The 26,929-nt window shown below is 43.0% G+C and carries 12 protein-coding genes, 3 tRNA genes, 3 rRNA genes and 4 pseudogenes; 7 read left to right on the top strand and 15 right to left on the bottom strand.

Features of this window, described 5'->3' with window-relative positions; all coding sequences use genetic code 11:
* Positions 1-15 precede the first annotated feature (15 nt).
* The 5 genes and pseudogenes from C427_RS18090 to C427_RS27775 all read right to left on the bottom strand — a co-directional run bounded on the left by C427_RS18090 (position 16) and on the right by C427_RS27775 (position 5,183).
* The gene (locus C427_RS18090; protein ID WP_187292364.1) at positions 16-1,011 is read right to left on the bottom strand and encodes an L-threonylcarbamoyladenylate synthase; all 996 of its coding nucleotides are present in this window, start codon (positions 1,009-1,011) and stop codon (positions 16-18) included.
* A gap of 9 nt (positions 1,012-1,020) precedes the next feature.
* Positions 1,021-1,851, bottom strand: coding sequence for a DUF6671 family protein (locus C427_RS18085; protein WP_007639370.1), 831 nt, complete (start codon positions 1,849-1,851; stop codon positions 1,021-1,023).
* Between the two features lie 367 nt (positions 1,852-2,218).
* Positions 2,219-3,415 carry an APC family permease gene (locus C427_RS18080; protein ID WP_007639378.1) on the bottom strand — a complete coding sequence of 399 codons (1,197 nt, stop codon included), beginning with the start codon at positions 3,413-3,415 and terminating at the stop codon, positions 2,219-2,221.
* Positions 3,416-3,744: 329 nt separating this feature from the next.
* Positions 3,745-3,975, bottom strand: coding sequence for a hypothetical protein (locus C427_RS26525; protein WP_034899627.1), 231 nt, complete (start codon positions 3,973-3,975; stop codon positions 3,745-3,747).
* Between the two features lie 94 nt (positions 3,976-4,069).
* Positions 4,070-5,183: pseudogene (locus tag C427_RS27775) on the bottom strand (transposase).
* 392 nt (positions 5,184-5,575) lie between these two features.
* Between C427_RS27775 and C427_RS18070 the strand changes: the two are divergent.
* The gene (locus C427_RS18070) at positions 5,576-6,292 is read left to right on the top strand and encodes a hypothetical protein (RefSeq protein ID WP_007639387.1); all 717 of its coding nucleotides are present in this window, start codon (positions 5,576-5,578) and stop codon (positions 6,290-6,292) included.
* A gap of 553 nt (positions 6,293-6,845) precedes the next feature.
* Here C427_RS18070 and C427_RS27770 read toward each other — a convergent pair.
* Positions 6,846-7,104: pseudogene (locus C427_RS27770) on the bottom strand (hypothetical protein); the annotation flags it as partial.
* A gap of 485 nt (positions 7,105-7,589) precedes the next feature.
* On the opposite strand from C427_RS27770, the gene C427_RS18065 reads away from it, so the two are divergent.
* From C427_RS18065 to rrf, 6 genes are all read left to right on the top strand, one after another.
* Positions 7,590-7,784 (top strand): transposase domain-containing protein, encoded by a 195-nt coding sequence (locus tag C427_RS18065; RefSeq protein ID WP_007639389.1) that lies wholly within the window; start codon positions 7,590-7,592, stop codon positions 7,782-7,784.
* A 448-nt stretch (positions 7,785-8,232) separates the two neighbouring features.
* Positions 8,233-9,769: ribosomal RNA gene (locus C427_RS18060) — 16S ribosomal RNA — on the top strand.
* A gap of 123 nt (positions 9,770-9,892) precedes the next feature.
* Positions 9,893-9,969, top strand: a tRNA-Ile gene (locus C427_RS18055).
* Positions 9,970-10,003: 34 nt separating this feature from the next.
* Positions 10,004-10,079 (top strand) — tRNA-Ala (locus tag C427_RS18050).
* A 395-nt stretch (positions 10,080-10,474) separates the two neighbouring features.
* Positions 10,475-13,352 (top strand): 23S ribosomal RNA (locus C427_RS18045).
* A 183-nt stretch (positions 13,353-13,535) separates the two neighbouring features.
* Positions 13,536-13,651, top strand: a 5S ribosomal RNA gene (gene rrf / locus C427_RS18040).
* The 16S, 23S and 5S rRNA genes sit together here with 2 tRNA genes alongside, the layout of an rRNA operon.
* 1,731 nt (positions 13,652-15,382) lie before the next feature.
* Here the strand turns inward: rrf and C427_RS27765 are convergent.
* From C427_RS27765 to C427_RS18000, 9 genes and pseudogenes are all read right to left on the bottom strand, one after another.
* Positions 15,383-15,688, bottom strand: a complete 306-nt coding sequence (locus C427_RS27765; protein WP_015431168.1) for a PEP-CTERM sorting domain-containing protein — start codon at positions 15,686-15,688, stop codon at positions 15,383-15,385.
* 88 nt (positions 15,689-15,776) lie between these two features.
* Complete coding sequence (locus tag C427_RS27760) at positions 15,777-15,968, bottom strand: hypothetical protein (protein ID WP_015431167.1); 192 nt, start codon at positions 15,966-15,968, stop codon at positions 15,777-15,779.
* A 434-nt stretch (positions 15,969-16,402) separates the two neighbouring features.
* Positions 16,403-17,455, bottom strand: a pseudogene (locus C427_RS27755) (transposase).
* 264 nt (positions 17,456-17,719) lie between these two features.
* Positions 17,720-18,853, bottom strand: a complete 1,134-nt coding sequence (locus tag C427_RS18025; RefSeq protein ID WP_015431165.1) for an ice-binding family protein — start codon at positions 18,851-18,853, stop codon at positions 17,720-17,722.
* 763 nt (positions 18,854-19,616) lie between these two features.
* A pseudogene (locus tag C427_RS27750) lies at positions 19,617-20,633 on the bottom strand (transposase).
* A 398-nt stretch (positions 20,634-21,031) separates the two neighbouring features.
* Positions 21,032-21,880: a PEP-CTERM sorting domain-containing protein gene (locus tag C427_RS18015; RefSeq protein ID WP_007637154.1), complete on the bottom strand. Its 849-nt coding sequence runs from the start codon at positions 21,878-21,880 to the stop codon at positions 21,032-21,034.
* A 362-nt stretch (positions 21,881-22,242) separates the two neighbouring features.
* Positions 22,243-22,319: transfer RNA gene (locus tag C427_RS18010), tRNA-Ile, on the bottom strand.
* 201 nt (positions 22,320-22,520) lie between these two features.
* Positions 22,521-23,954, bottom strand: a complete 1,434-nt coding sequence (locus tag C427_RS18005) for a YdgA family protein (RefSeq protein ID WP_007637156.1) — start codon at positions 23,952-23,954, stop codon at positions 22,521-22,523.
* A 168-nt stretch (positions 23,955-24,122) separates the two neighbouring features.
* Positions 24,123-26,843, bottom strand: coding sequence for a choice-of-anchor B family protein (locus C427_RS18000; RefSeq protein ID WP_226991109.1), 2,721 nt, complete (start codon positions 26,841-26,843; stop codon positions 24,123-24,125).
* Positions 26,844-26,929: the final 86 nt, after the last annotated feature.

Raw genomic sequence — 26,929 nt, 5'->3', positions numbered from 1 at the left:
AAATGAACGAAGGTTTTACTGGGCAGCCCGTGACAACCTGTCGTTTACTGCTGCCCATGCATCAGATTGTGGTGGTTTTTCAACTATGATTTGGGTCGGGCGAGTCTGATCAACGTGGTATAAGGTCACGTATAATTTACGCCCAAAACTAGTCGCATCACTTTCTAAATAAGAGCATTGAGATGATGGAACATGGGTCTTTTTAGATTGTTCGATAACGGCGTCTGACCACACCACAAAATGACAATCTGTGTGCTTGAGCCTATCTATCTCTGTCAGCAACTGTTCAGAAGACATCATTCGTAATGGCGTGTTTGGCTGATAATGCGCTTCAACATTACCAGGCACCACTTCAATATGATTTTTGGGTATATCGATAATTTGGCCCATAGCGGCTTCCAGTTGCTGTTGCGTAACAGGGCCGGCACGAAGTATTCGCGGTTTCTCGCTGACTAAGTCTAAAATAGTGGACTCTAATCCGTGTTCACATGCACCACCTTCTAAAACAGCTGCAATTCGGCCATCTAATCCCTGCATGACTTGCTTGGTAATGGTAGGGCTCAGATGTTTATAACGATTGGCAGAAGGTGCTGCAAGCCCTGTATTTAGCTTGCGCAATACGTCTAAAAATAATGGATGTGCTGGCACTCGCAGGACAATGGTATCCAATCCCCCTGTTATTTCATAAGGCACGTGTTCTGCTTTTTTTAGCAGCAGTGAGAGTGGTCCTGGCCAAAACAGATTTGCTAGATCATAAGCGGTATTTGGGATCGCTTTAGCCCATTTTTCTAAATGTGATATATCGGGAATATGAACTATCAACGGGTGATTTTTGGGTCGCCCTTTGGCTTCAAATATTTTATTTACCGCGTTGATATCCGATGCGTCGGCGGCAAGTCCGTAAACGGTTTCTGTTGGTAAGGCAACACATTCGCCTTTTTGTAACAGACTCACGGCTTGTTTCACGCTATCTTCGCCGCAAAGTAAGGACGTTTGGTAATTGTGACTCATGTTATTTACTCAAGGATTACAAAATTGACAATAGGTCGGATCGGCGCCTTTTTGTTGTACTGCTTCGTCATGACGACAACCACAACAATCACAAATACGTGTCCATGATTTAGCTTGCTCTGTTGGAAGAGTGCATAAAGTGCAGGGTAATCCAGACTGCTTTTCTTTGACTACGAAGTTAAATGCCTGACATTGGGGGCAGGCTTCTGATAACCGTCGAACTAAATCCTCAGCCGCCTTTGCAATCATCTGTTGCCGTTCAGGACAATTCATAGCACGCAAGTCAGGCTCTATTGTTACTTTTTGAGAAGAAACTGTAATCTTCTCCAAACTGTCTAATAGCTGTTCAGCAGAAAGACCTTTCTGAATGTGTTTTTGAACACCTTTTTGAAGAACTCCCTGAACACCTTTTTCTGAACGTAAAATCCAGAGTTGCTTAGGATGTAATAGTAGTTTTTGTTTTATTGGCACTCTGCCATTAAGTGTTAAATCTTGAATAGATGTTGGGCCTGCAGCATGGGCATAAATTGCAATCCCAGTTGACGCTTGATATAGACATAACAATTCATCATTCCAGTTGATCATACCTGGCGCGGGTCCACCGCCAAAACTACCTTCGCTGCCCAAACCCCAATCTGTATTTGTTAGCTCGCAAGCCTTTTTTGCTTTGGTTAATGCAGCATCCATGGGTGACAAAGTGCGTTCAACTTCACCAGAAAATGTACCTAAAATATCGGTATCAAAGATACTAGATTCAAACACCTCGTAACCGAGTGGCGCCAAGTAAGGAGCGATCCAACGGGCTTTTTCATGTTTTGTAATTAACGCTACTCGTTGCATTTTAGCAAAACCTCTTATGTTTCTTGCATTATTAAGCCATTTTATGTGTATTTCATACAACTATTAGTTGGCTATTTATGATCAAAAAAACACCCTTAGAACATAAAAATCGACGAGTAATGACCATAGGTAACTATTTATGGTCATCACTGATTAAAGCAACACCAGATAGTCGATTTATTTGACAAAATGTATATTGGTTTGGCAACGTTTAAAAACTATTAATCATAAAATGTAGCTCTATAAAAAATAGAGCTTAGGTAGGCGTATTTAAAGAACTGCGAGTAGGCGGTAAAAGAGTACTAAGGTGCTAATTTAAAAATATAAAAAACACCATGTTTTATGATGCAGACAATACTGTAAATGACTATTCGACAGAAGTCCCGAATATCACAATCGCTAGCCCTAAAATGCCAAGCGCTGCGAATCCAATTCCTTTGAGCGACAAGCCTGATTCTGACCAACTGCCTTTTGCTGCAATGAACGCCTGTAACGCATAGTAAAACGCAAACGCACGTGATGCATAACTTATGATTTCGAACACACTCATAGCCCATGTCAGGATCAATCCGATGCCAACTAACACGCCATAACCGGCTCTTGGCGTAATTCGCCCTTCGGTAAGCTCTGTGATCAGCCCTCCGGAGCCGCCTGTATCTGCAACAGCGGCACTGAATTGAGCACTAATGGCAGCGACAATCAATAGCAAGGGTAAAATAGGAGCGACAACCACCATCAGATCGATAATCGCCGTTTCACTTAGTTCTAAATTTTCGGGAATGAATACGTAACTTAAAAAAGCAATGTATATCATATAGATAGCAGTTGAAATCCACTGTGCAAGTCGCATCGACTTAATTCTGGTGAGGGGCAGATATTCGTCACCCAGGTAGCGAGATGTTTCGAACCCTTGGACTGTTACAAGTAAACCTGCGACCAGCGCAATCGCTTGCCAACCTGTTACAGTTGCAGGCTCACTGACGAGTTCCCGCGCCACAACTTTGTTGATAAAGAACCATCCTAGACCAAATAAAAGTCCCGCGATGATAGAAAGTTTCACCCCGACGGTGATCTGCTCCATACGCTCCAGTGCCTTAAATCCCTTGGTCCATCCAACAATCAGTACCAATGCAAAAACGCCACTTGTCACTAGTTGCGCGTGGAACGCATCGTTTAACGGTGTAAGACTGACGGCAAACGACCCCAGCAAATTCAGATAATAAGCAACCGAAATAATATAAGCGAACGCCAGAGCCCAAGACGAGAGTGTTTCAAGCTTTTCCTCGGAAACACTCCTTACGCCACTATAGGTCGCAAGTCTCATGATGTTGAAACGGATGGCCGCGCCAAATAGATAAGCGAAACTGCATAATGCAACCATCACTAGCGGTGCATATTGTCCGAACGACGCGACTAGAATGGGACCCAGGACCAAAAATCCACTACCGATAATAGAAGCCAAAGGAGTGATTGCCGCTCGCCAAAGCAAGGCATTTGCAACTTTTGGATAAAGCAACAAAGCCCCAGTGGCGAGAGCCATCAGAATAATTAGATAATTAAGCATTAATCCTAAGCGCCTTTCGTGCTTCGCACACTTGCACAACACACTTCATGCAAGAAATGATCAGGATTAAGAAGGTGAGCGAATAATTTTGATAGTGTAATTATCGAAATAATAAGCGCTATGTTTTATCTATGCAACTGGCGTTTGTTGTTGACCTGTTAATTCTGGTGTACCAACACTGTTAAAGTTTTTTGAGAAAAAGTGCCCTGCATTAGATCACATTGGGCATAGGTCTAAGTCGGTAACGCGATAAAAAATGTCGCATTATTTGACGATGTTTACAGTGGATTTTTGGGTGAATAGAGTCAATGTTGGAGGTTTTTAACTGCTTAAGAACAAGGCAAATGCAGATTATGAAAATCTAGCGCTACGGCTTTTAATTTTTCTTGGGTTTGCTCACTCACAGCAATTTCAGGAATATAACCCAGTACTTTCGCTTGTTTTGAGGTAATGATTTGAAAAAACACATAGGTAGTCAAGAGTGCACAGATAAGGTTAAAGTGGTTACTATCTAATGTATGTAACTCAAGGTAACCAAGGCACTCAGTGTAATACAACACCCAATCACAGCCTAATCAACAAGTATCAAGTGATGGGGATATTCCACGCTTTGGTTTTAAGAAATAAGCAATTCAGGCCTATTGGGAATTTGACTTATTGAAGTAATACTCTGGCCTTTGCCATCCCTCGTATACGACGATGGTCTGTGTGCTGTTTGAATTGTTGCAGCATATGCTCACTGCCTCCTGCGGCACTGAAGTGTTGTTCGAACGATGTAGTGAGGGTCAACCATTGCTTAGAGTTGAGACCGAGACGCGCTAGAATGGGATTGTGATAATGCTTTATTTATCCTGCTTTATATTCTTGAGTACAGCGGCCCGTGCATTCCACTAATTCACAGTAATCAATCAAGCTGTAAACACTGCCTTTGAGCATGTTTTGTCTGTTATTACTTACAAAGCGCATGAGCTTCGTAGGTTGCTGGCCTTTGATGAGAGCGTGAATACGTTGCTGGATACTGGTGTGGTACCCACCTTGGCGCGAATAGGGTTTAAGTCTAAATAAGCCATAGAGGCTAACACCGCATTTTCATTTAACACCGTTTGGGACCTGAATCGGCCTTCTCACTAATTTATCAGGAATAAATCAGAACACTTTAGCTGGCCCGAAGGCTTAGCGCCAAGGATGGTGGCGAATAAAACCTGCCTGTACATTTGTCTTCTTTGTCGGCCTCTCGGGCAATGTATTGATTGAGGTTGCGCATGTGCCAACTAATATCATACAAAAGTTGACGGTAAATCGTCACTGTTTTTCCAAGCTGATAAGCTCACCTTTACTGAGTGTATCTCCTCTTTGGTACTTTTGACTCAACAACGTGCCTTGGTATAACAGGTGCTAACGCCATACCGCTTCTCCCGCCAACCAACTTTCAGCCAGGTCTTTGTCTACGCATAGCACTACATGTGTATACTTCAGGCTTCCATGCCTTGCGCCCTTAGTGCCAGTTAAAGCTGTTGTAAAATACTCCCGGCATTTTGCTGACTGTTCATTACAGCATAAGCGCAGATACGGTAGCCACGCTGTCGATAGCAAACATAGTAGATAAAAACAACAACCGCCCTTCAACCTAACCTCGACAATGTTCGTAACACCGCCCAGTAAACTTATCCGTACGTTATAAAAAATAACGGCGAACATAGCGGTAAACACAGCGGTAATAATGGGTATCTTCATTATTTAAAACGGTATTTATGTTGAAAAGCAGCATGAAGGGATAGCTTATACGTTGACATCTCTTGAGCGTCCATATATGTCTTCTTTACCTATTATGAAAGGGGATTTGTTTGTGTGTAAAATATAAGTGTCCGTATTTTTTACACATTTCCATTTTTCGACACCACCATAAAAAAGTGAAAAATTAACTCATTGTTATTTATCGATAATAAAAACATGGCTCGAAATATGCTCAATTATATTAGTCGTGTTAAAAGTTGACAATGTCACGTTCGCTGCAGAAACGCTGAGTAGCAGGTTGGCAAATAATATGTGTGTATCAAACACGCTTAATCGCATTATTGCTCTGTAACGTTATTTTGCGAATAACATGTCAACTGAATTAAATAGTCGTAAACTAAAATGACAAGGAATAAAGGGTAAAAAATGTTAAATAAAATGTTAATAAAAAAAATCAGCGTAGGTTTGATTGCTTGTGCTGCCAGTTTGTTTAGTGCCCTTTCTCAGGGAGCTATTATTTCAAGCTTTGATACAGAAGTGAATGTCGAGGTTTCGTCCAGTTTTGTGACCAGTGAATTCCAGACATACCTGTGTTGCAATGAAGTATATGAAGAGGGCAGCGCATCGGGTAGCGCATCAGGTACAGGCGTTGGTGGCCCTGTTACTTTAGGTGCTGGAGATATTGGCGTATTAAATGCTGTGGCCAATGGTCAAGTAACTGTCTTGGGTGGCTATGTTTATAGTGCTTGGTCTTCGGGTGCTTTTTTATTGATAAACAATAATACAAGTTCAGATATCACTGGCGATGTGTCCTTTGATATATTCTTATCCGCCAATATTTTCACTGATCGCCCCTACTCAGAAGCCTTTTCTGGTGCCTACCTTTACATTAAAAACCTTGCAGAGGACGTTATTTTTGATGATTACATTGAATTTGACAGCTTTTTTGACGGTATTGGGGTGTTGGGCCCACAAGTATTGTCTACTCTAGATGTAAACGGTATCACCATAGGCGCTAATAGTTATGAAGAATATTATATTCAAATTGCTGCCGAAGGCTCTGCTTACGTCCCCGAACCAGGCGGTGTATTATTGGCTGGTTTGGCATTGTTGTTCGCTCTGCGTAAACGCAAGATGAGCTAGCAAGCTTTATTGACTCATTTTATCTGAGCTTAACATAACGTCGTATCTGGCCTCTTAAAGTAACCTCAGCCTTTGGGTATACTTTATGAGGCTTAATAACTAGGCTCAGGGTCAACTTAGTATTCGTTAACCCGTCTGTTTTTTTCAACGAAAATTTATAAACAAATTTACAAAGACATATATGGACACTCCTGTGATGTAAACTTACTACTTACCCCTTCGTGCTGATTTTCAACATGAATAATGTTTTTAACCCTGCATTACCGCTTGTCCGTTGTGTTGAAGGCAGTCTAAAAGTGGCTTAGTTCTGACATATATTCAGGCTCTTTAACTGCTTTGGTTTAGTCAAAGCGGGCTCTGATGTAGTCCGTAGCGGGCAACACGTACATTATCGTTCTAAAATACACCCACACGAATTATCACCCTTGTCTGTCCGGTGACCGCGTCATGGCTTTGATGAGTTAGAGTAGATCATTTTCTTCATCGTTTAATGACTAAGCAGGTTGGGTAAAAAGGGTGTTATCCCGTGTTTTGCCTTCCACCAATTTCACTCATGAGTACGATTACTCATCACCGCATAAGCAAAGATACGGTAGCCGCGTTATAAATAGAAAATACCGAAGACAAAAAAAGCAACCGCAACCGCAACCGCTCTTCTACCCACCCACGCCGAAGATCATAACTTTGCCCGGTGAATTTATCTTTGACGCGGTCACCGCACCACACAAAAAAGAACGCCGAACACAGCAGGAAACACAATGGTAATAATGGGTATCGATTAAACTGATTTGGTTCTTACGTGGCTGAGGTATTACAGACCATCCGTGGTCGTGTGAATACATTAGAGCTTAGGACATAACAGGTTTTTGCTACTTTTTTAAAATGGGTGCCTTCTTTATTTTTTACAAGTGAATGGCTACGCATGCTATCATCAATCACATTCCAAATTAGTGGTGTGTATGGCATATCTACGACGCTAGTTTACCGATGTGCAAAAAGCACAAAGTCGAAACAGTAAAAAACCGGTAAAGTTAACTGGTCACTGAATCACATACAAAAACTGATTTAAGACTTCCCTATAAAGAGCGCTATCGCATCAGATAAGAAAAGTCTGTGCCCTTTCTCAATCAATTTAAAACGTGGTTGGATAAATCTGCACCCAATGCGTTAACTAGAAGCCTGCTTGGCAAATCACACGTCTAGACCTTAAACCATTGGGCTAGAGTCATCCGTTATTGCATGATGGTAGCTAGCTATTGATAACAAGAAAAATGAAGGAGCGACAAAGCCCTTTGTAATGGGCAGAAAAGCCTTGTTGTTAAGTCAAACTGCAAACGGTACTAATGCGAGTGCGACGATTTATTCTATTATTGAGACCGCTAAAGCCAACGGTCTAGTGCCATATTATTGCTTGATGCATGTAATGAACCAGATAACAGCCGGTAATACCCACTCAGAAAAACTATTAACTTGGAACTTCAATCTCAGCTAGAGTGGTTCTAAAGACGGACATAAAAGATTTAATGTATTAACATTTGAATGATATTCATACATTTAGTGTGATTAATGAGCGCTTAAACGATAATTATAAATTAGGGGTTGCATGCAAAGTTGTTGTGTCTATAATGCGCCCTCGCTTCAGGGGAGACGAGTTGGAAACAACGGAGTCACTCGCAACAAACAGGGTAAACCAGTTTGTTGCTTATACGATAAACGTATAGTTGCTGCGGGGTGTAGCAGGTTTAGTTGAAAAGAAAATCAATTAAATTGTTGACATCAAATGGGAACCGCGTATTATTCGCCTCCCGCTTAAGAGGGTCTACGGACAACCACTTAAGCCGCTAACGCAGTTAGCATGCTCTTTAACAATTAGAACAAGACAATCTGTGTGGACACTCACGAAGTGAGAGTTCACCAAAAAAATTCATATTTTTAATATTTAATTGAAGAGTTTGATCATGGCTCAGATTGAACGCTGGCGGCAGGCCTAACACATGCAAGTCGAACGGAAACATGTCTAGCTTGCTAGATGATGTCGAGTGGCGGACGGGTGAGTAATACTTAGGAACATGCCTTTGGGTGGGGGATAACTATTGGAAACGATAGCTAATACCGCATAACGTCTACGGACCAAAGGGGGGAGCTTGCTCCTCTCGCCCAAAGAGTGGCCTAAGCGAGATTAGCTTGTTGGTGAGGTAAAGGCTCACCAAGGCGACGATCTCTAGCTGTTCTGAGAGGAAGATCAGCCACACTGGGACTGAGACACGGCCCAGACTCCTACGGGAGGCAGCAGTGGGGAATATTGCACAATGGAGGAAACTCTGATGCAGCCATGCCGCGTGTGTGAAGAAGGCCTTCGGGTTGTAAAGCACTTTCAGTTGTGAGGAAAGCTTGTTGGTTAATACCCAACAGGTATGACGTTAGCAACAGAAGAAGGACCGGCTAACTCCGTGACAGCAGCCGCGGTAATACGGAGGGTCCGAGCGTTAATCGGAATTACTGGGCGTAAAGCGCACGCAGGCGGTTTGTTAAGCTAGATGTGAAAGCCCCGGGCTCAACCTGGGAATAGCATTTAGAACTGGCAGACTAGAGTCTTGGAGAGGGGAGTGGAATTTCTGGTGTAGCGGTGAAATGCGTAGATATCAGAAGGAACATCAGTGGCGAAGGCGACTCCCTGGCCAAAGACTGACGCTCATGTGCGAAAGTGTGGGTAGCGAACAGGATTAGATACCCTGGTAGTCCACACCGTAAACGCTGTCTACTAGCTGTTTGTGGATTTAATCCGTGGGTAGCGAAGCTAACGCGATAAGTAGACCGCCTGGGGAGTACGGCCGCAAGGTTAAAACTCAAATGAATTGACGGGGGCCCGCACAAGCGGTGGAGCATGTGGTTTAATTCGATGCAACGCGAAGAACCTTACCTACTCTTGACATACTAGAAACTTTTCAGAGATGAATTGGTGCCTTCGGGAATCTAGATACAGGTGCTGCATGGCTGTCGTCAGCTCGTGTCGTGAGATGTTGGGTTAAGTCCCGCAACGAGCGCAACCCTTGTCCTTAGTTGCCAGCCTTAAGTTGGGCACTCTAAGGAGACTGCCGGTGACAAACCGGAGGAAGGTGGGGACGACGTCAAGTCATCATGGCCCTTACGAGTAGGGCTACACACGTGCTACAATGGCGAGTACAGAGGGAAGCAAACCTGCGAGGGTAAGCGGATCCCTTAAAGCTCGTCGTACTCCGGATTGGAGTCTGCAACTCGACTCCATGAAGTCGGAATCGCTAGTAATCGCAAATCAGAATGTTGCGGTGAATACGTTCCCGGGCCTTGTACACACCGCCCGTCACACCATGGGAGTGGGTTGCAAAAGAAGTAGGTAGTCTAACCTTCGGGAGGACGCTTACCACTTTGTGATTCATGACTGGGGTGAAGTCGTAACAAGGTAACCCTAGGGGAACCTGGGGTTGGATCACCTCCTTACTATTACGGCGGACCTTGCTTCGTTGAGTGTTCACACAGATTGTTTTGTTTTGATAAGAAGAGCAAAAGAAGTGCTTGGGTAACAAGTCACTATTTGTTTTTGCGCAAGCAAGAGCATGAAATAGGCTTGTAGCTCAGCTGGTTAGAGCGCACCCCTGATAAGGGTGAGGTCGGCAGTTCAAGTCTGCCCAAGCCTACCAAATTTGTGATTATCACAGATTGCCTGCATAAAGCGGGGCCATAGCTCAGCTGGGAGAGCGCCTGCCTTGCACGCAGGAGGTCAGCAGTTCGATCCTGCTTGGCTCCACCATTTAGGTGGAACATCATTTGCTCATAAGATTAAGTAGCCTTAATCAATATGTACTATTAGATAATATCTAATCAGTGTTTATTGATTAAGGTTTTTTAAACCTTAATTGTAGCCGGCGTGTAACGCAGGTCACAATGTTCTTTAACAATATGGAAAGCTGATAAAAAGTAATCGAAAACTAAAAGAGTGTTCTTAGGAACTTACTCTATCTGATTTTGTGATTAGAACTTGTCACGCATACGACAGCAATACCCGTTTAGACGGTTGTTGCACCTAACGCTCAAATAAAAGGTGAGCGGGTGGACGAGTTGTTTGAATTTATCTCTGACGTTACTGAGATGATGACAAATAACGCACTGTTACTCAGGTAACAGAGAGGTCATTTGGGGTTGTATGGTTAAGTGACTAAGCGTATACGGTGGATGCCTAGGCAGTTAGAGGCGATGAAGGACGTGTAAGTCTGCGATAAGCTGTGGAGAGCCGACAAAATGCTTTGACCCACAGATTTCCGAATGGGGGAACCCACCGCTTCGGCGGTATCTTATAGTGAATACATAGCTATAAGAAGCGAACGAGGGGAACTGAAACATCTAAGTACCCTTAGGAAAAGAAATCAACAGAGATTCCCCTAGTAGCGGCGAGCGAACGGGGAGCAGCCGAGTAGTAATGAAGTAGTGGAATGTGTTGGAAAGCACAGCGATACAGGGTGATAGCCCCGTACACGAAGCGTCATTATTGCCATATTAAGTAGGTCGGGACACGTGTTATCTTGACTGAAGATGGGGGGACCATCCTCCAAGGCTAAATACTCCTAACTGACCGATAGTGAACCAGTACCGTGAGGGAAAGGCGAAAAGAACCCCTGTGAGGGGAGTGAAATAGAACCTGAAACCGTATACGTACAAGCAGTAGGAGCAGACTTGTTCTGTGACTGCGTACCTTTTGTATAATGGGTCAGCGACTTATATTTAGTAGCAAGGTTAACCGAATAGGGGAGCCGTAGCGAAAGCGAGTGTTAACTGCGCGTTTAGTTGCTAGGTATAGACCCGAAACCGAGTGATCTAGCCATGGGCAGGTTGAAGGTTGAGTAACATCAACTGGAGGACCGAACCGACTAACGTTGAAAAGTTAGCGGATGACTTGTGGCTGGGGGTGAAAGGCCAATCAAACTCGGAGATAGCTGGTTCTCCCCGAAAGCTATTTAGGTAGCGCCTCGGACGAATACCACAGGGGGTAGAGCACTGTTAAGGCTAGGGGGTCATCCCGACTTACCAACCCTTTGCAAACTCCGAATACCTGTGAGTACTATCCGGGAGACACACGGCGGGTGCTAACGTCCGTCGTGAAGAGGGAAACAACCCAGACCGCCAGCTAAGGTCCCTAAATATTACTAAGTGGGAAACGAGGTGGGAAGGCTAAGACAGCTAGGAGGTTGGCTTAGAAGCAGCCATCCTTTAAAGAAAGCGTAATAGCTCACTAGTCGAGTCGGCCTGCGCGGAAGATGTAACGGGGCTAAGTAATATACCGAAGCTGCGGACGCAAAGTTTACTTTGCGTGGTAGGGGAGCGTTGTGTAAGTGGCTGAAGGTGAGCTGAGAGGCGAGCTGGACATATCACAAGTGCGAATGCTGACATGAGTAACGATAAGGGGAGTGAAAAACTCCCCCGCCGGAAGACCAAGGTTTCCTGTCCCATGCTAATCAGGGCAGGGTAAGTCGGCCCCTAAGGCGAGGCAGAAATGCGTAGTCGATGGGAAACGGATTAATATTTCCGTACTTGGTATATCAGTGAAGGGGGGACGGAGAAGGTTATGCAAGCCTGGCGTTGGTTGTCCAGGTGAAAGTGCGTAGAGTTGTTTCTTAGGCAAATCCGGGAAACTACATGCTCGAGACACGAGACGAGACTCTAAGGAGTTGAAGTTGCAAATACCATGCTTCCAGGAAAAGCCTCTAAACTTATGATATATCGAACCGTACCCCAAACCGACACAGGTGGTCAGGTAGAGAATACTAAGGCGCTTGAGAGAACTTGGGTGAAGGAACTCGGCAAAATCGTACCGTAACTTCGGGAGAAGGTACGCCTCTGTTTGTGATTGAACTTGCTTCATGAGCGAATGGGGGCCGCAGTGAAAAGGTGGCTGGAACTGTTTATTAAAAACACAGCACTGTGCTAAATCGAAAGATGACGTATACGGTGTGACGCCTGCCCGGTGCCGGAAGGTTAATTGATGGGGTTATCTTCGGAGAAGCTCTTGATCGAAGCCCCGGTAAACGGCGGCCGTAACTATAACGGTCCTAAGGTAGCGAAATTCCTTGTCGGGTAAGTTCCGACCTGCACGAATGGCGTAATCATGGCCACGCTGTCTCCACCCAAGACTCAGTGAAATTGAAATTGCAGTGAAGATGCTGTGTACCCGCACCTAGACGGAAAGACCCCGTGAACCTTTACTATAGCTTGGCACTGAACATTGACCCTACATGTGTAGGATAGGTGGGAGACTTTGAAGCACTGTCGCTAGATGGTGTGGAGTCTACCTTGAAATACCACCCTTGTAGGTTTGATGTTCTAACATAGGTCCCTTATCGGGATTGTGGACAGTGTCTGGTGGGTAGTTTGACTGGGGCGGTCTCCTCCCAAAGCGTAACGGAGGAGCACGAAGGTTGGCTAATCCTGGTCGGACATCAGGAGGTTAGTGCAATGGCATAAGCCAGCTTAACTGCGAGACAGACACGTCGAGCAGGTACGAAAGTAGGTCATAGTGATCCGGTGGTTCTGAATGGAAGGGCCATCGCTCAACGGATAAAAGGTACTCCGGGGATAACAGGCTGATACCGCCCAAGAGTTCATATCGACGGCGGTGTTTGGCACCTCGATGTCGGCTCATCACATCCTGGGGCTGAAGTCGGTCCCAAGGGTATGGCTGTTCGCCATTTAAAGTGGTACGCGAGCTGGGTTTAGAACGTCGTGAGACAGTTCGGTCCCTATCTGGTGTGGGCGTTGGATGATTGAAGGGAGCTGCTCCTAGTACGAGAGGACCGGAGTGGACGAACCGCTGGTGTTCGGGTTGTTTTGCCAAAGGCATTGCCCGGTAGCTACGTTCGGAATCGATAAGCGCTGAAAGCATCTAAGCGCGAAGCGAGCCCTAAGATGAGTCATCCCTGTACGTTTAACGTACCTAAAGGGTTGTTGAAGACTACGACGTTGATAGGCAGGGTGTGGAAGCGTAGCAATGCGTTGAGCTAACCTGTACTAATTGCCCGTGAGGCTTAACCATACAACGCCCAAGTGGCTTCGCAAGAAGTGCTGAGTGTTATATGAGTGACAAGTAGATAATACAAGATTAGGAGTAAGACTAGAGGCATTCTTTAGCATCGATTATGGCTTGACCCGCAGGGGGAGAGTATCAGCTTTTACATATTGATTTATTGAGCGCAAGCTTGATAGATAAGAGTTTTTGTCTGGCGACAATAGCGATGTGGCCCCACCTGATCCCATTCCGAACTCAGAAGTGAAACACATTAGCGGCGATGGTAGTTTGGGGTTTCCCCATGCGAGAGTAGCACATTGCCAGGCTCCCAATTAAGTAAAAAGCCACCTTTACAGGTGGCTTTTTGCGTTTCAGGGATTTGAAAATGGCCATCACATTTTAGTGTGCATAAGGTGACTCAGTACTTAAGCGCGAAGCTATTCAGCAAAAAACCTTCACAAAGTGGATTATCTGGGTACTCGTAGAGATCATACCGTTTCAGTGGCAGGAGCCATGCTCCTGAAAGCTCCACTTCCACCTTCCGTCCTTGGATATTACCTTGTTGAACCATTATAAGTTGGGTCATCATTGAGTATAGATCTCAATAAATCACTATGTGAAGCAACAGCAACACTAAAAACCAATAATTTTTTTGTATAAGAACAGATAAATCATCAAATTTTTCACCTTTCCCTTTTACGAAAAAGAGTATCTATTAGGAATTCAAATTCGTATTTCAGACTGTTACAGCTAACTACTACCTCATATATACCAGTACAAAAATCACAATCGTCATCATCACTAATCGAATAAATTCGGATCATACGTCTCAATTCGCTATCACTGAAACTCGTATTGCAGTATTTAGTCATTTTCAATGAAATATTGAATAATAGATTCGATCCGGTGTTTAATGGAGTTTTTTTAGCTTAGCCTAGTCCTGAAAAGTGCCTTTGTGAATGAAGTGATTAAAAATCTGTTAAACCAGTAGAATCAAAAGACACTCCGGTCTGGCGTTTACATCTTGTATGAGTTTCGATAACGCTTCCATAACTTTAGCCTGGATCAATGGCTGAGCCATTATCTTCTGAAACATAGTGATTGATAAGTATTTGCACTTTTGGGCCGAAGCCTGACTCATCATTTGGTAACTCAGATAGATGTATTACGTCAATTTAAGCAGGTCCTCCGCCTTCAATGCCGCAGCAAGAAAACCAGCATTGTTGGCACTAGCGGGAGTATACAGTGGGGTGAGTATCCGAGCATTGAAGCTTGTGTCCGGACTTGGGCGTTTTTCGATGGTAGTTACTATGTCATCGAGGGTTATCCGTTCGTTTGAGAACAGGCCGCCAGTGTCATTATCGGTGAGTCAAAGATGCAGTGTTTTATTGGTGATGTCACAGCCAATGTTATAGGTCAAAGTGTGGTCATCCGGCAGCGTGACTTTGTCGCAAGTTGAGATTTTAGTATGTTGATGGTAGAAGTAGTGATGGGGATTGTTGTATTAAGTTTTGTTATGGGAGGTGACTCTTAGGTTATGAATAACGATTGTGCTTATTCTTATAAGATACCGATAGAGCTACAAAGGGCGGGGTGATGAACTAGGGACGTGGATGTTCTGCTAATTGGCAACCACGCTGACTTAGCTAATTCCGTCTCATCACAATCAGGTAAACACCCAGAATTAACAGAAAAAAAATATCAGGTTCATGAACATAAATTATTTCGATTCAACTGATTCTGGCAAACATTGGAAGCCAATCAAATACTCCGTCATCTAAATTCATTTGTATGGTTTCATGAGATGAAACCCTGAACATATCTAGTGAGATACTAAAGGGTAAGTTGCGTCCAGAACTCAGAATACACTACTGAAAACTGGTTCTCATAATCTAAATTCGGTAAGTTGACAGTGCCCGTCTGAGTTGTATTTAACCCCAGAAAGTCGAACCAAACTTAAGTCGGCGGTGTGAGGTTCCGATGATGATGTATTGAAAAAATATGGCTTAAAAAAAACACCTACCAACTGGCAAATGCTTTCAGAAAAATGATTAAACTTACTTTTTGAAGCGACGTGCTCCTAAACCAATCAAGCTTAGTGCTAGGATGGCTAGTGTTGATGGTTCTGGTACAGCTGCGCCGTTTTCGCTAAGGCGAATACCAACGTTATCGATTAAAAACAAGTCCCCGTCGAATTGCCCATCAACGTTGCTATTCCAATTTGATATTGCCGCAAGATTAAATGAACTAGCCTGTATAGTTAGAATGTCTCCTACAGACACTAGGATTCCACTAGTAGTGGCAAATAAATACGCATCAGCAGGGGTAAGATCACCAAATATATCGCCAGCATTATCTGCCATAATAACGTCCGGTAAGCTACTAAGTACCCCGTTGAGCAGTGTATTGATTGATTCCGAAACAAACGTAACCGCTCGGTTCCATCATTAGTCACCCCCATTCGTCAAAAGCTATACCTTTTACTGTTCCGTTACTAGTAATGTTAAGACTGTAATCTGTGGTAAACGTTAGCACACCGGAACCAGAAGCCACGTCGCCGCTTAAGATAATTGCGGAATTAGCAAAACCACTAAGAGTTAAAAGTAATCCAGCCAATGCCGCTTTTATTATTTTAAATTTCATTCTGTTCCCTGTTGTGTAAACGTTGACTGAGTTATCAAGCTTGTTGTTATTATATGATTGTAGACTGTTGCCCAAAAATCAGAAAGCAAAAATAAGACCGTTATTTTTTTACTTATAAAAAAATGGCATAGGTGAATTACAAAATTTAAAGAATAAAAGATGTAAAAAAACCTGACACTGTTAGCAAAAACTAATCGAAACACCCAAGAAACTAATCGAGACACCCAAAGTAATAAAACACCCAATCACAGCATATTCAATAAGCACAAAGTGGCAGAGATATTCACATTTCTTGGTTTTAAAATGAGGAACTCGAGCTTATTTGGGATTGAACGAGATGAATGCAGTTAACATGGGCGCACAGCTGCAAATCGCAGACAGCATGATTGAGCCACGTTTTATTAGGGGGGGGTGAGGATGGATTTAAGTGTCATTCAGGCTGATTGAAGTAAGGCTCTTGCCTTTGTCATCCCTCGTATACGCCTATGGTCTGTGTGCTGTTTGAATTGCTGTAACATGTGCTCACTGCCTACGGCAGTACTGAAGTGTTTTTCGAACTCTGTGGTCAGGGTTAACCATTGCTCTACGTTAATGTTAAGCCGCTCAAGAATAGGGCTATGATGTTGGTCTATATAACCTGCTCTATCCTCTCGAATACAGCGACCTGTGCAACCCACTAATTCACAATAATCAATCAAGCTATAAGCAATACCTTTGGGCATATCTTGTCTGTGATTACCCACAAAACGCATCAGATTTTTAGGTTGTTCGCCTTTGATAAGAGAATGTATTCGATTTTGAATACTGGTGTGTTTTGACGTTTCTGGCGTGGTGTCCATCTTGGCGCGAATAGGATTTAAGTCCACATAGGCCATACAGGCTAATACTGCAGTTTCATCTAACAGAGCTTGAGATTTGAATCGGCCTTCCCACTAATTTATCGGGAATAAATTAGAACAGCTTTAGCTGGCCCGAAGGGTGAGCGCCAAGGATGGTGGCGAATAAAATCTGCCCGTACATTTGTCTTCTTTGTTAGCTTCGCGAGCAATGTACTCATTGAGGTTACGCATTAGCCAACTGATGTCGTATAAACGCTGGCGGTAAATTGTCACTGTTTCCTCTAGACTCATCATTTCCCCTTTACTAAGTGTGCCGCCTCTTTGATACTTTTGACTCAATAACGTACCTTGGTAAAGCTGATGCCAACGTCTTATAACTTCTTTCATCGACCAGCGTTCAGCCATATCTTTGTCCACACACAGAACCACATGGGTATGATTACCCATGACCGCATAAGCACAAATGTCGATAGCAAATACCGACGACAAAAATAACAAACGCTCTTCTACCCAACCTCGGCGGTGTTCGTAACTCTGCCCAGTAAACTTATCCGTACCGCACAAAAAAGAACGACGCACGCAGCGGGAAACACAGTGGTAATAAGGGGTATCGATTAAACTGATTTGATTCCTACGTGGCTGAGGCATAACAGACCATCCTTGGTTGTGTGAATACCTTATAGTTTAGGGCATAACAGGTGATTTGCTACTTCCTAAAAATGGGTGTCTTCTTTAGCTTGTTTTGATTTGGCAGTGATTGGAGACTTTATTAATTTGGATGTATAGTAATCCTGTTTTGACATCTCGGATGTGTCCATATTCGTCTCCTAAAGTCTGCTGGGAACCTGTCAAGAAGTTGAAAGGTGCCATTATAACCACTGTATAAAGCCGCTTTTTTGTAACGTCTGCCGGTTAATGAAACCCATCCAGCCAAACCTGCCAATAAAATAGGGTCGCTCCCTGTTCCCGGCACTGCACAAGAGGTGAACAGCCCTCTCCACCGATAATCGCACTGTCCCCTACGGACACAAACGAGGCTGTTGAATACAGTCCGGCACAGCTTTGCTGAGACGCACTTTTCACTTTCGCATTGGCACCCACCATGATGTATTGATCGGTCATCATTGTGCCTACAATATTAGCGTCATCGCCGATGCTGATGTAACCCCCGGTGTTCCAGATCACCTGGGCTTTGGCGTTGGCGCCCAAGTTAACAACTTTAACTGTGGAGACGCCACCGAAGGCAAAAATATCACCGATGTTGAAGACCCAGATCTGGTCAACTTTTTTGAACTGAGCATCTAACAGAAGTGTTGTCGAGGCCGTCGTGGACCAGCTGGGTGCTGTGTACACGCCCGCGAAGAAGGTCCTGTCCGTGTTCATCGTCGCCGACAAAGTCTCAGTTGGGACTAAGAGATTGAGTTTCTTTTTTAAATGAACCAGCTCAGTTGTGGCACTGGCTATATTGTCATCAATCTTAGACTTTACATCTTCAAGAAAATTATTATCTGCCGCCTCAGCGGCTTTATTGTAGTTACTCGTAGGGTCCGCCTTGTACTTTTGGTCTGCCTCTGGTAACAACTTATCCAATCTAAGTTCCTCGGCCCCAACCTGCCATGAGCCGGCTAGATTAGAGTCAATTGCAAATGCGGATGCCCCGCCTGCTGTAAAGTCGCCGCCTACCCCAGCACCGGCGCTCATGGTACCGACTCCACCCGCCGCTACTACGCTGCCTGTGACGGTGGCGCCCGCCGATACGGTGGCTGCTATTTTTGAGTGCACATCACCAGATGCCTGTCCGCTAGCGCCGACAGTTATCACACCTCCTGAACGAAGATCACCAAAGACAGAGAAGCTGTCACCTACATCTGCATAGGTTTTGCTTAATATGCTGCCGTATACAATGGCATTGGCGCCTCCGGACGTATAAGTATTGGATAATGATGCGTATTTTTGCAACTCTAAACCGATTTCCACTATTCCTGCCGTAGCAGGTGTACAAATTACTGCGGCCAATAATGGCATCGCAAACATAGGTAATTTCATAAAACTTCCTTGGAAATAATAAAATTACGTCCCTTGCAGGGACGCGGATTAGTCGGTCAATTATAGGAGCACTAGTACAGAATTAAGATATAAATTTTTATAAGCACAAATCGAGCCAATAATTAATTATTTTTGTAAATCAATATGTTAAATTGATATCTTGTTTAAGGTCGAGGGCGTAAAAACGTCGGCCGTATCATTTTGGACGAAAAAACCGCTTAAAGGGCTTGCCGGTGCCATTGACGTTAATTTTTTTTGTTTTGATGATAAAAGTGTAAAAAAACCTGACACATACATTTGGACGAAAAAATGCTTTAAAGGCCTTCATACTGAAATTAAAATTAAATTTGTGGTATTTTGTTAACAAAAATGTGTAAAAAAAATAGACACTTTAGCTTTGGCAATATGCACGTTTGGGCTATACGGCTATAAATTCAACTATTTTTAAAACATAAATACATCGCTCAGTAATCAGTATTTTTCGCCGAATATAAGTGAATGTTCATGGTCAACTGCTACTGCTAGTTTAGATACCCATTATATTTAAGTACCCAATCGCAACGTAATCAACAAGCACAAATTGTTGGGTATTAGCTCACTATTTATGCTTTAAAATGACGAGTGCGACTTATTTGGGATTAAAGAAGATGAATGCTGTGAAATGTGATGCTCTGTTCAAATTGCAGACAGTAGTCAATAACACATTTTGTGTTATTGACTTTGACTATATATGGGGTTGTAATTCGGGCGTGTTGAATTAAGGCTATTGCATTTGCCATCCTTCATATGCGTTGGTGTGCTGTTTGAATTGCTGAAGCATATGTTCACTGCCTACTGCGGTGCTGAAGTGTTTTTCGAACTCTGTGGTTAAGGTCAACTATTGCTCTGAGTTGAGACCGAGGCGCTCTAGAATAGGGCTGTGATGATGTTCTATGTAACCCGCTTTATCTTCTCGAATACAACGTCCCGTGCAATCCACCAGTTATCAGTAATCAATCAAGCTGTAAACACTTCCTTTGAGCATATCTTGTCTGTGATTACCCACAAAGCGTATGTGTTTCCTAGGTTGCTGGCCTTTGATGAGAGCGTGAATACGTTGCTGGATACTGGTGTGCTCGACGTTTCTGGTGTGGTTTCCATATTGGTGCGAATAGGGTTTAAGTCTAAATAAGCCATACAGGCTAACATCGCATTTTCATTTAACATCCTTTGGGACTTGAATCGACCTTTCAACTAATTTATCGGAAATAAATTAGAACAGCTTTAGCTGGCCCTAAGGGTGAGCGCCAAGGATAGTGGCGAATAAAACTGCCTGTACATTTGTCTTCTTTGTTGGTCTCTCTGGCAACGTATTCATTGAGGTTGCGCATTAACTAACTGATGTCGTACAAACGTTGACGGTAAATTGTGACCGTTTCTTCCAACCAGTTTTCAGCCAGGTCTTTGTCTGCGCATAGCACGACATGGGCATACTTCAGGCTTCCATGCCTCGCGCCCTTCGGGCTAGCTAAAGCTGTTGTAAATACTCCCGGCATTTTGCTGATTGTTCATTACAGCATAAGCACCGATACGGTAGCCGCGCTATCAATTGAAAATATGGAAGATAAAAGTAACAAACGCTCTTCTACCCAACCACGTCGATGTTCGTAACTCTGCCCCGTAAATCTATCTTTGACGCGGTCACCGCACCACACAAAAACGAACGGCGAACACAGCGGGAAACACAATGGTAATAAGGGGTATCGATAAAACTGATTTGATTTTTACGTGGCTGAGGCATAACAGGCCATCCGTGGTTGTTTGAGTACTTTAAGCTTAGGACATAACAGGTTTTTTGCTACCCATTAAAAATGGGTGTCTTCTTTAGTTTGTTCTTTAGTTGCGATAACTTGCTACTGAGCCACTGTATGTATCAATACTGAATTCCATTGGGCTTAGTTAATTATTGGATGAAAACCAAGAATTTTCAAAACCAATGACATCGAGGTCCATCTTGAATCTTAGTGTCATTTCATCGTTGATATCAAAATACGGAGCAAGAGCTGGATCGATAAGGTCAGCACCGTCTTTGACTTCAATATTAATTAAGTCCGCTCTGGCAATGTTACTTAAGCAGCTAAGAGTGATCAGTAGTCCGATTAAGGCAGTCGTTAAGTGCTTAATGTTTATGCGGTTCTATCATGCCTGTTTCTTAAAGCGGCGTGATGCTAAACCCATCAAACCTAATGCGAAGATCGCAAGAGTCGAGGGTTCTGGGACTGCAGTAATACGGTTTACTATGTTATCGAATTCCGCAGCACGTCCCGTTGAAACGACTTCGAGCTCATCAAAAAACACTCCATTGTTAAAAAATACATTGACATATTGACCATCTCTACCTCGTTGAAGGCCACTTACAGCATTGAGTAAATCTGATCCTGTTAGCTCTAAAACGTCGAGCCCATCACTACGAAATGTAAAAGTATTGTATGTATCGATAGTTGCCCAGTAAAAACCTAAATAATCTATGCCCATCTCGGTGCCTGTTAGAGCAGCAGCGCTGGCAATTATCGGATTAAAATCAATACTTACTGTACCTGTTCTTTGGTTATCTTCAGGAGTGTATCCAAAACAGTTATCTTGATAGCCGATTTTGGCCAGACCACCCACATCACCCTTTCGAACACTAAGACTACCTGTTGTAACTACACCGCCTGCTGCCGAGTTAACTGCACAACTTGTATTATCTCCACGAGTAGAATTAAAATCTGTATTAACGGGACCAAAAGGATTAATGGCTAAGGCTGTACCTAAGTTCGTAGCGTTGTCAAAAGTTTCAACAAATAAGCCAGTATTATTGATGCCGCTTAACCCTGTATTTGCTAAATCGTTAGCATCCACACCGTTAAGAAGTGCACTGGTTAAAGCTGAGTTATCATAATCGGGCGTGACTCCGCCAAAAGTAACCGTTGCATTATCAAGAATTAAATCAGCGCTGACATTTATTGAGAAAGCACAAAATGCCCCTACTAAAAATATTTTTTTCATTATTACTATCCTATTTAATCCATTCCAATAAGTTGGAAGGAAAACATTAAAACTACAATCTATACTTGCAATTTAAAAGCCAGTATTTTTTATTGTTGTTTTTCAATGGTTAAGGGTTTAAATTAATTGAATTTTTTATAACGTGTAAAAAAAACTGACAAAACTTACTCTGTTCACCACACTTAAATCCCGTCGAGAAATTTCTCTATTTATTTGCGCTGTTGATGAGAAACAGTGAAATCACGCAGCGGCTGACTGAGGACAAATTTGGTAAAAAGATGTTTTTTCAGACGAGTTTTAGTGAGACTCGAAATCTATAAGTCGGTGGGTGTGAGGTAACTCGATGATTTGTAACAGAAAAATGGTGGCCCTTCCCTGACTCGAACAGGGGACCTGACGATTATGAGTCGTATGCTCTAACCAACTGAGCTAAAGGGCCACTTTAAATTTTAAATGTGTTTTAACCAAAGTAGGTTAAAAGCGACGCGCAGTATAAGCAGTTTTTAGGGACTTGTCATCACTTTGGGGTGCCTGATATTGCAAGAATAGGCAATTTATATTTCAACTGCCTAATTATTGTACATTGATGAAGATGCTTGGCTCTTATTTGAGCGCATTCACCATCATGTTCATCGTTTTGTTACTGGCCGATTGGTAATGCCATGGGATCCCCGTTTAGCAGCGCTTGTCCATCAGCTAGTGAAAACTGTAATTGGTATCCTGTGGCTGTTTCTGTGAAAATACCTCGTTGTTGTATTCCTTGTAACATCGCTGGGGCTTGTTGTGCTGCAATGGCGGCTATTTCGTCATCTGTCATTTGCGTAGCACTTGGGTCGGATTTTATTTGTGATTTTATGGTATCAATCGCTAACCATAGTGCGGCGCTTTTATCGACATTGATTTGGCCAGTAACCATTAGATGTTGTAACCAAAATACCGGTGATTCTATTGCATCGGGTAGTTTAGTGATTTGTTCTAGTTTACTGTTCAATGAGCCTGTGATGTTGCCTTGGTTTATCTTTGCTTGAAATGAGCTGATATTAAATTCGGGCTCTGCCTGTAACTGCCCAAGTAATTCAGTTTGCATAAAATCATCGAGATTTTCCTGCATTTTCTCTGGTTCTTTGCTCAGTTGATTCATCAAAGTTTGGTAGGCTTGAAAGAATTGTTCTTTGAGATTGTTGATTTCTGTATTTACGCTTACTGAAGATAAATTGAGGTCTGCTGTTGTTAGTTCCTTTAGCGAAAAGTTGATTTCTGTATCTAACAAAGAGGTTGCTTCGTCAAACTTAGAGTTAACGTGCATACCAATTTCAGTTATTGCTGTTTTTGCTTGATCAGTTGCTTGCTCAAAGGTGGTGTCTTGTATTTGCATAGACATAGTTGAATTTTGAAAGTTGCCAGCCATTGCATCCATAAGGTTGCCTTGAATTTTTGAATCAACACTCCACTGATTTAATTCGAATTTTCCAAATGCACTATTCACAAAGACTGTTTCTAACATCCCCTGAAAACGAGTCTCTGAATCTGAAAAAGTGCCAAAGCCGTTCCATCCTGAAAATGAAAGCTGGGTAAATATTTCATCATCTTTAATGAGGAAACTAGGAATTCTGTCAGTGTAACTGGATGCACCCAGCAAATTTGTATGACTGGTTATTTGGTAAAAAGGTGTATTGACATCAAACTCAAGCGTTTCCCGCAGACTGTTACCATCCACTCTAGCGTTCCAAGCTAACCAGCCAAGTGCTAAGCCATTTTGAGTTAATATCGGACCGTGTTGTGCATCAATTACAACATCGACATTCATATTTGCAAATACACCCTGCATTTCGTTGTATGCTTCCTGGCCAACGTTATTATTAAAAGTACTGCTATCAAGGCCAACATTAATGGTGGCCGTGCTAGAAAACCAATCACTTGTCCGGTCTTTTATTGATACGTTATAAACGGGGTTTTGGTTAATCAATTCAACGACTGAGTCGAGCTTTTGATTGAATGAATTGGATACAATTTTTGGTGCGATAACGGCTACCAGTACAATAATACTGGCACCAAAGATTAGTGTTTTTTTCATGTTTACATCCTTGTAGGAAGGGTTACTGACACAATTTTCATCGTGAGGTATTGTGAAAAAGCTGAAAAATTATTATGGGATATTAACTCAGCCTAGGAAGGTTGGTAAGGTTTTTATCCTAACTGAGTTTGAAACTCTATCACTTTTAGTTCCTTCATTTTTAGGTTTCTAATTAACGTATGGTCTACTGATTAAGATATTTCGCATGAGCCCTATGGACAATACACTGATAAGTATCCAGTAATGTATGGTTCCTCCAGCAGATGTGGGGGGTACTTGTACTGATGCAATAACGGTCACACTAACCTTATCAGAGCTTGTTAAGCCAAAATCATCTGTGATGGTAAGTGAAAACTCTAATGTTGTGGCAGCATTGGGTGCGGTAAAGTTGGCCTGTGGGCTGTCTGGATTATTAAGGGTGACGTTGGTGCCGGATACTTGTTGCCACAGGTAATGGATCGGTTGGTCTTCGGGGTCGCTGCCAATACCTGTGAGTGTGACGCGTTGCCGAGTATTCACTTCAGAGTCGTCACCGGCTATTGCTACAGGGGCGAGGTTTGATTCATCGTCACGTATTAATATGTTTAAAGAAGATTGTTTGCCAAGTGTGTTCGATTCATTTGCGGTGAGTGTTAATACAAGTGTTTCTAGGGCTTCAGTTTCGTTGTCGTTGATGATGGGTATGTCGATGTATTGGTCAGCATTATCGCCGTCTAACCATTCAAGCGTGCCACTGGTTGCATTGGCATCGCTACCTATTATCGCTGAACCTGAGCTTACAACATATTGCACATTGACATTGCCATCACTGCCTCCTTGACGGGTTACTGCTATCTTCACTGTTCCATCAGTTTCTTTTACCGTTATCTCATCTGTAGCAAATACGATTTGACCTTGTTGTAACGCATCGATGATTTGCACTGTGGTGATGCTTGGGTTTACTAAGGTCGCCCCATTTTTAGGGTCAAATAAGCGTATAAAAACACTTTCGGTTATTTCATCGTGGGTGTCGGTAGTTGTTTGCAGCACAATAGTTTTAGGTTGAGTGTCGTTGTTGGTCCAGTGCAATTCGTCGCTGGTTACAGCAAAGTCCTGCAAATCAGCCGACCCCGGTACTATTTCGAAACCCACGGTACTGGCACCGTTTCCCGTTTTATTGACTACAATGCTGATGCTTTGGCCTTCATCAACCCTCAGTTGTTTGGGATCAAAGGCAATACTGCCAGTGTCGTTTTCTAATGTTTGGTCTTGGATAATGTATAAACCGCTGTTGATATCGCTAACCAAAATATTGCCACTAGGCAAAAATGGATAGACTCCCCATGCGCCATTAAACCCAGCATTATTAGATACGGGGTAGGTATCAAAAAAGCCTACCTCAACTGGATCGCTAGGGTCGGTAATATCAAGGACGGTCACACCACGTTCGTAGTTCGACATATAGTAGCGATTGCCACGCACAAAACCATTGTGGTCGATTGCACGAGTTGGACCGGTCCAAGTGCCTACTAGCGTTGGTGTGCTCAAACTACTGATGTCAAAAATATTTAAGGTGGTATTAAGGTTATATGTTTGTTCGTCAAGTTCGTCATGCACAATGACATATTGTTTATCTTCACTCCACCAACCTGAATGCGTATATTCGGCATTGGGGTAAGAACTTGAACCTAGTTCGATGGCCTGATTTTTATCACTATGATCCCATACTCTGAGACTGTCTTCGTTAAAATCCAATATCACTAAACAGTCGCTGTTATTGGCTTGAACACAATCTGTTTGGGCTCGCGCGTCATTAATAGTAAGTGATGACGCATCGTGAGTGTAATCGTTTTGAGTACCCTCAGAGTCGGTATAGGTTGAGCCTAATGCCTCAGGATCGGATAATGAGTAAGAACGAAACGCACCGCCAAAGTTGTTTGAACCTAAAATATGTACTGCAGGCTCCTGGCCAGCCAAAGCGATATTTAGCCCGTAGTCGACATTACTGATATATATATTGTGTGCGGTACTGTCTGTCGTTTGTCGCCTGACCAGCGAAATGCCATTTTCCAAATCGTTTAAATCGATAATTGTCAAACCTTCATCCGCTTCAGTGGTGGAGTAAGCATAGGCCTGCCATCTTAGGGTGGAGGTATCAAAATATTGGTACACTTTGATATCTCTCCAAGTGGAGGACAAACCAGGAATACTACCGATTACTTCTGGTGAAGTTGCGTTGGTTACATCTACTACCGCCACTGCATTTTTAAGACCTATGATGGCGTATTCTTTATTGGTATTAAGATCTACATGTCCCCATATGTCGTTAGCTGAAATAGGCTGGCTAGGAAAATCAGATAAAGGGATATGTGCCAGTAATGACATGTTAAGGCAGGAAAAACCGTCAGCGCTACCATCAAGGCATGTTCGATTAAGTTGTTTTTGTTGCATCAATTGTAATTGGGAAACGTTTAGGCCTTTGCCTTGTAGACTTAATGTTGTTAAGCCTTTTGTATCACGAATAACATGAAAGCCTTGTTGACTAAGTTGCGCTGCAAATTTAGCGGGCACACCTGAAATCGAGGTTAAATAGCTATCGGGATTTTGCGCCTGATATTGTTCAACTTGATTAAATCCACCCAAAACGGGGATGATTTGGCCAGTGAAATATAATAAGTCTTGCTCAGATTCAATTAGGTATTGCCCTTGTGCGACTAAAATTCTATCGCCCTTATTCGCTTTCTGAGCGGCGTAAGTAACTGTTTTACAAGGACGAAATCTATTATTACAATTACCTTGGTTTTCTCCATTATCGGCAACAAAACGGGCCTTGTCATGTTCTGCGTGTGCTTGAACGCCTTGACTGTGCCCCATGGCCAGTATCATTATGACGCCAATCCAATATCTCATGAAACTTATCACTATTAATATGAAGCCTGCTAACACCATACCTTTTAGACCTTGTATATCAAATTTTTTGTTCAGAAAAGGGATAA

Source organism: Paraglaciecola psychrophila 170, from assembly GCF_000347635.1.
GTDB lineage: Bacteria > Pseudomonadota > Gammaproteobacteria > Enterobacterales > Alteromonadaceae > Paraglaciecola > Paraglaciecola psychrophila.
The sequence above is the reverse complement of the archived record's forward strand: the minus strand, read 5'-3'. Positions and strand labels throughout refer to the sequence as shown.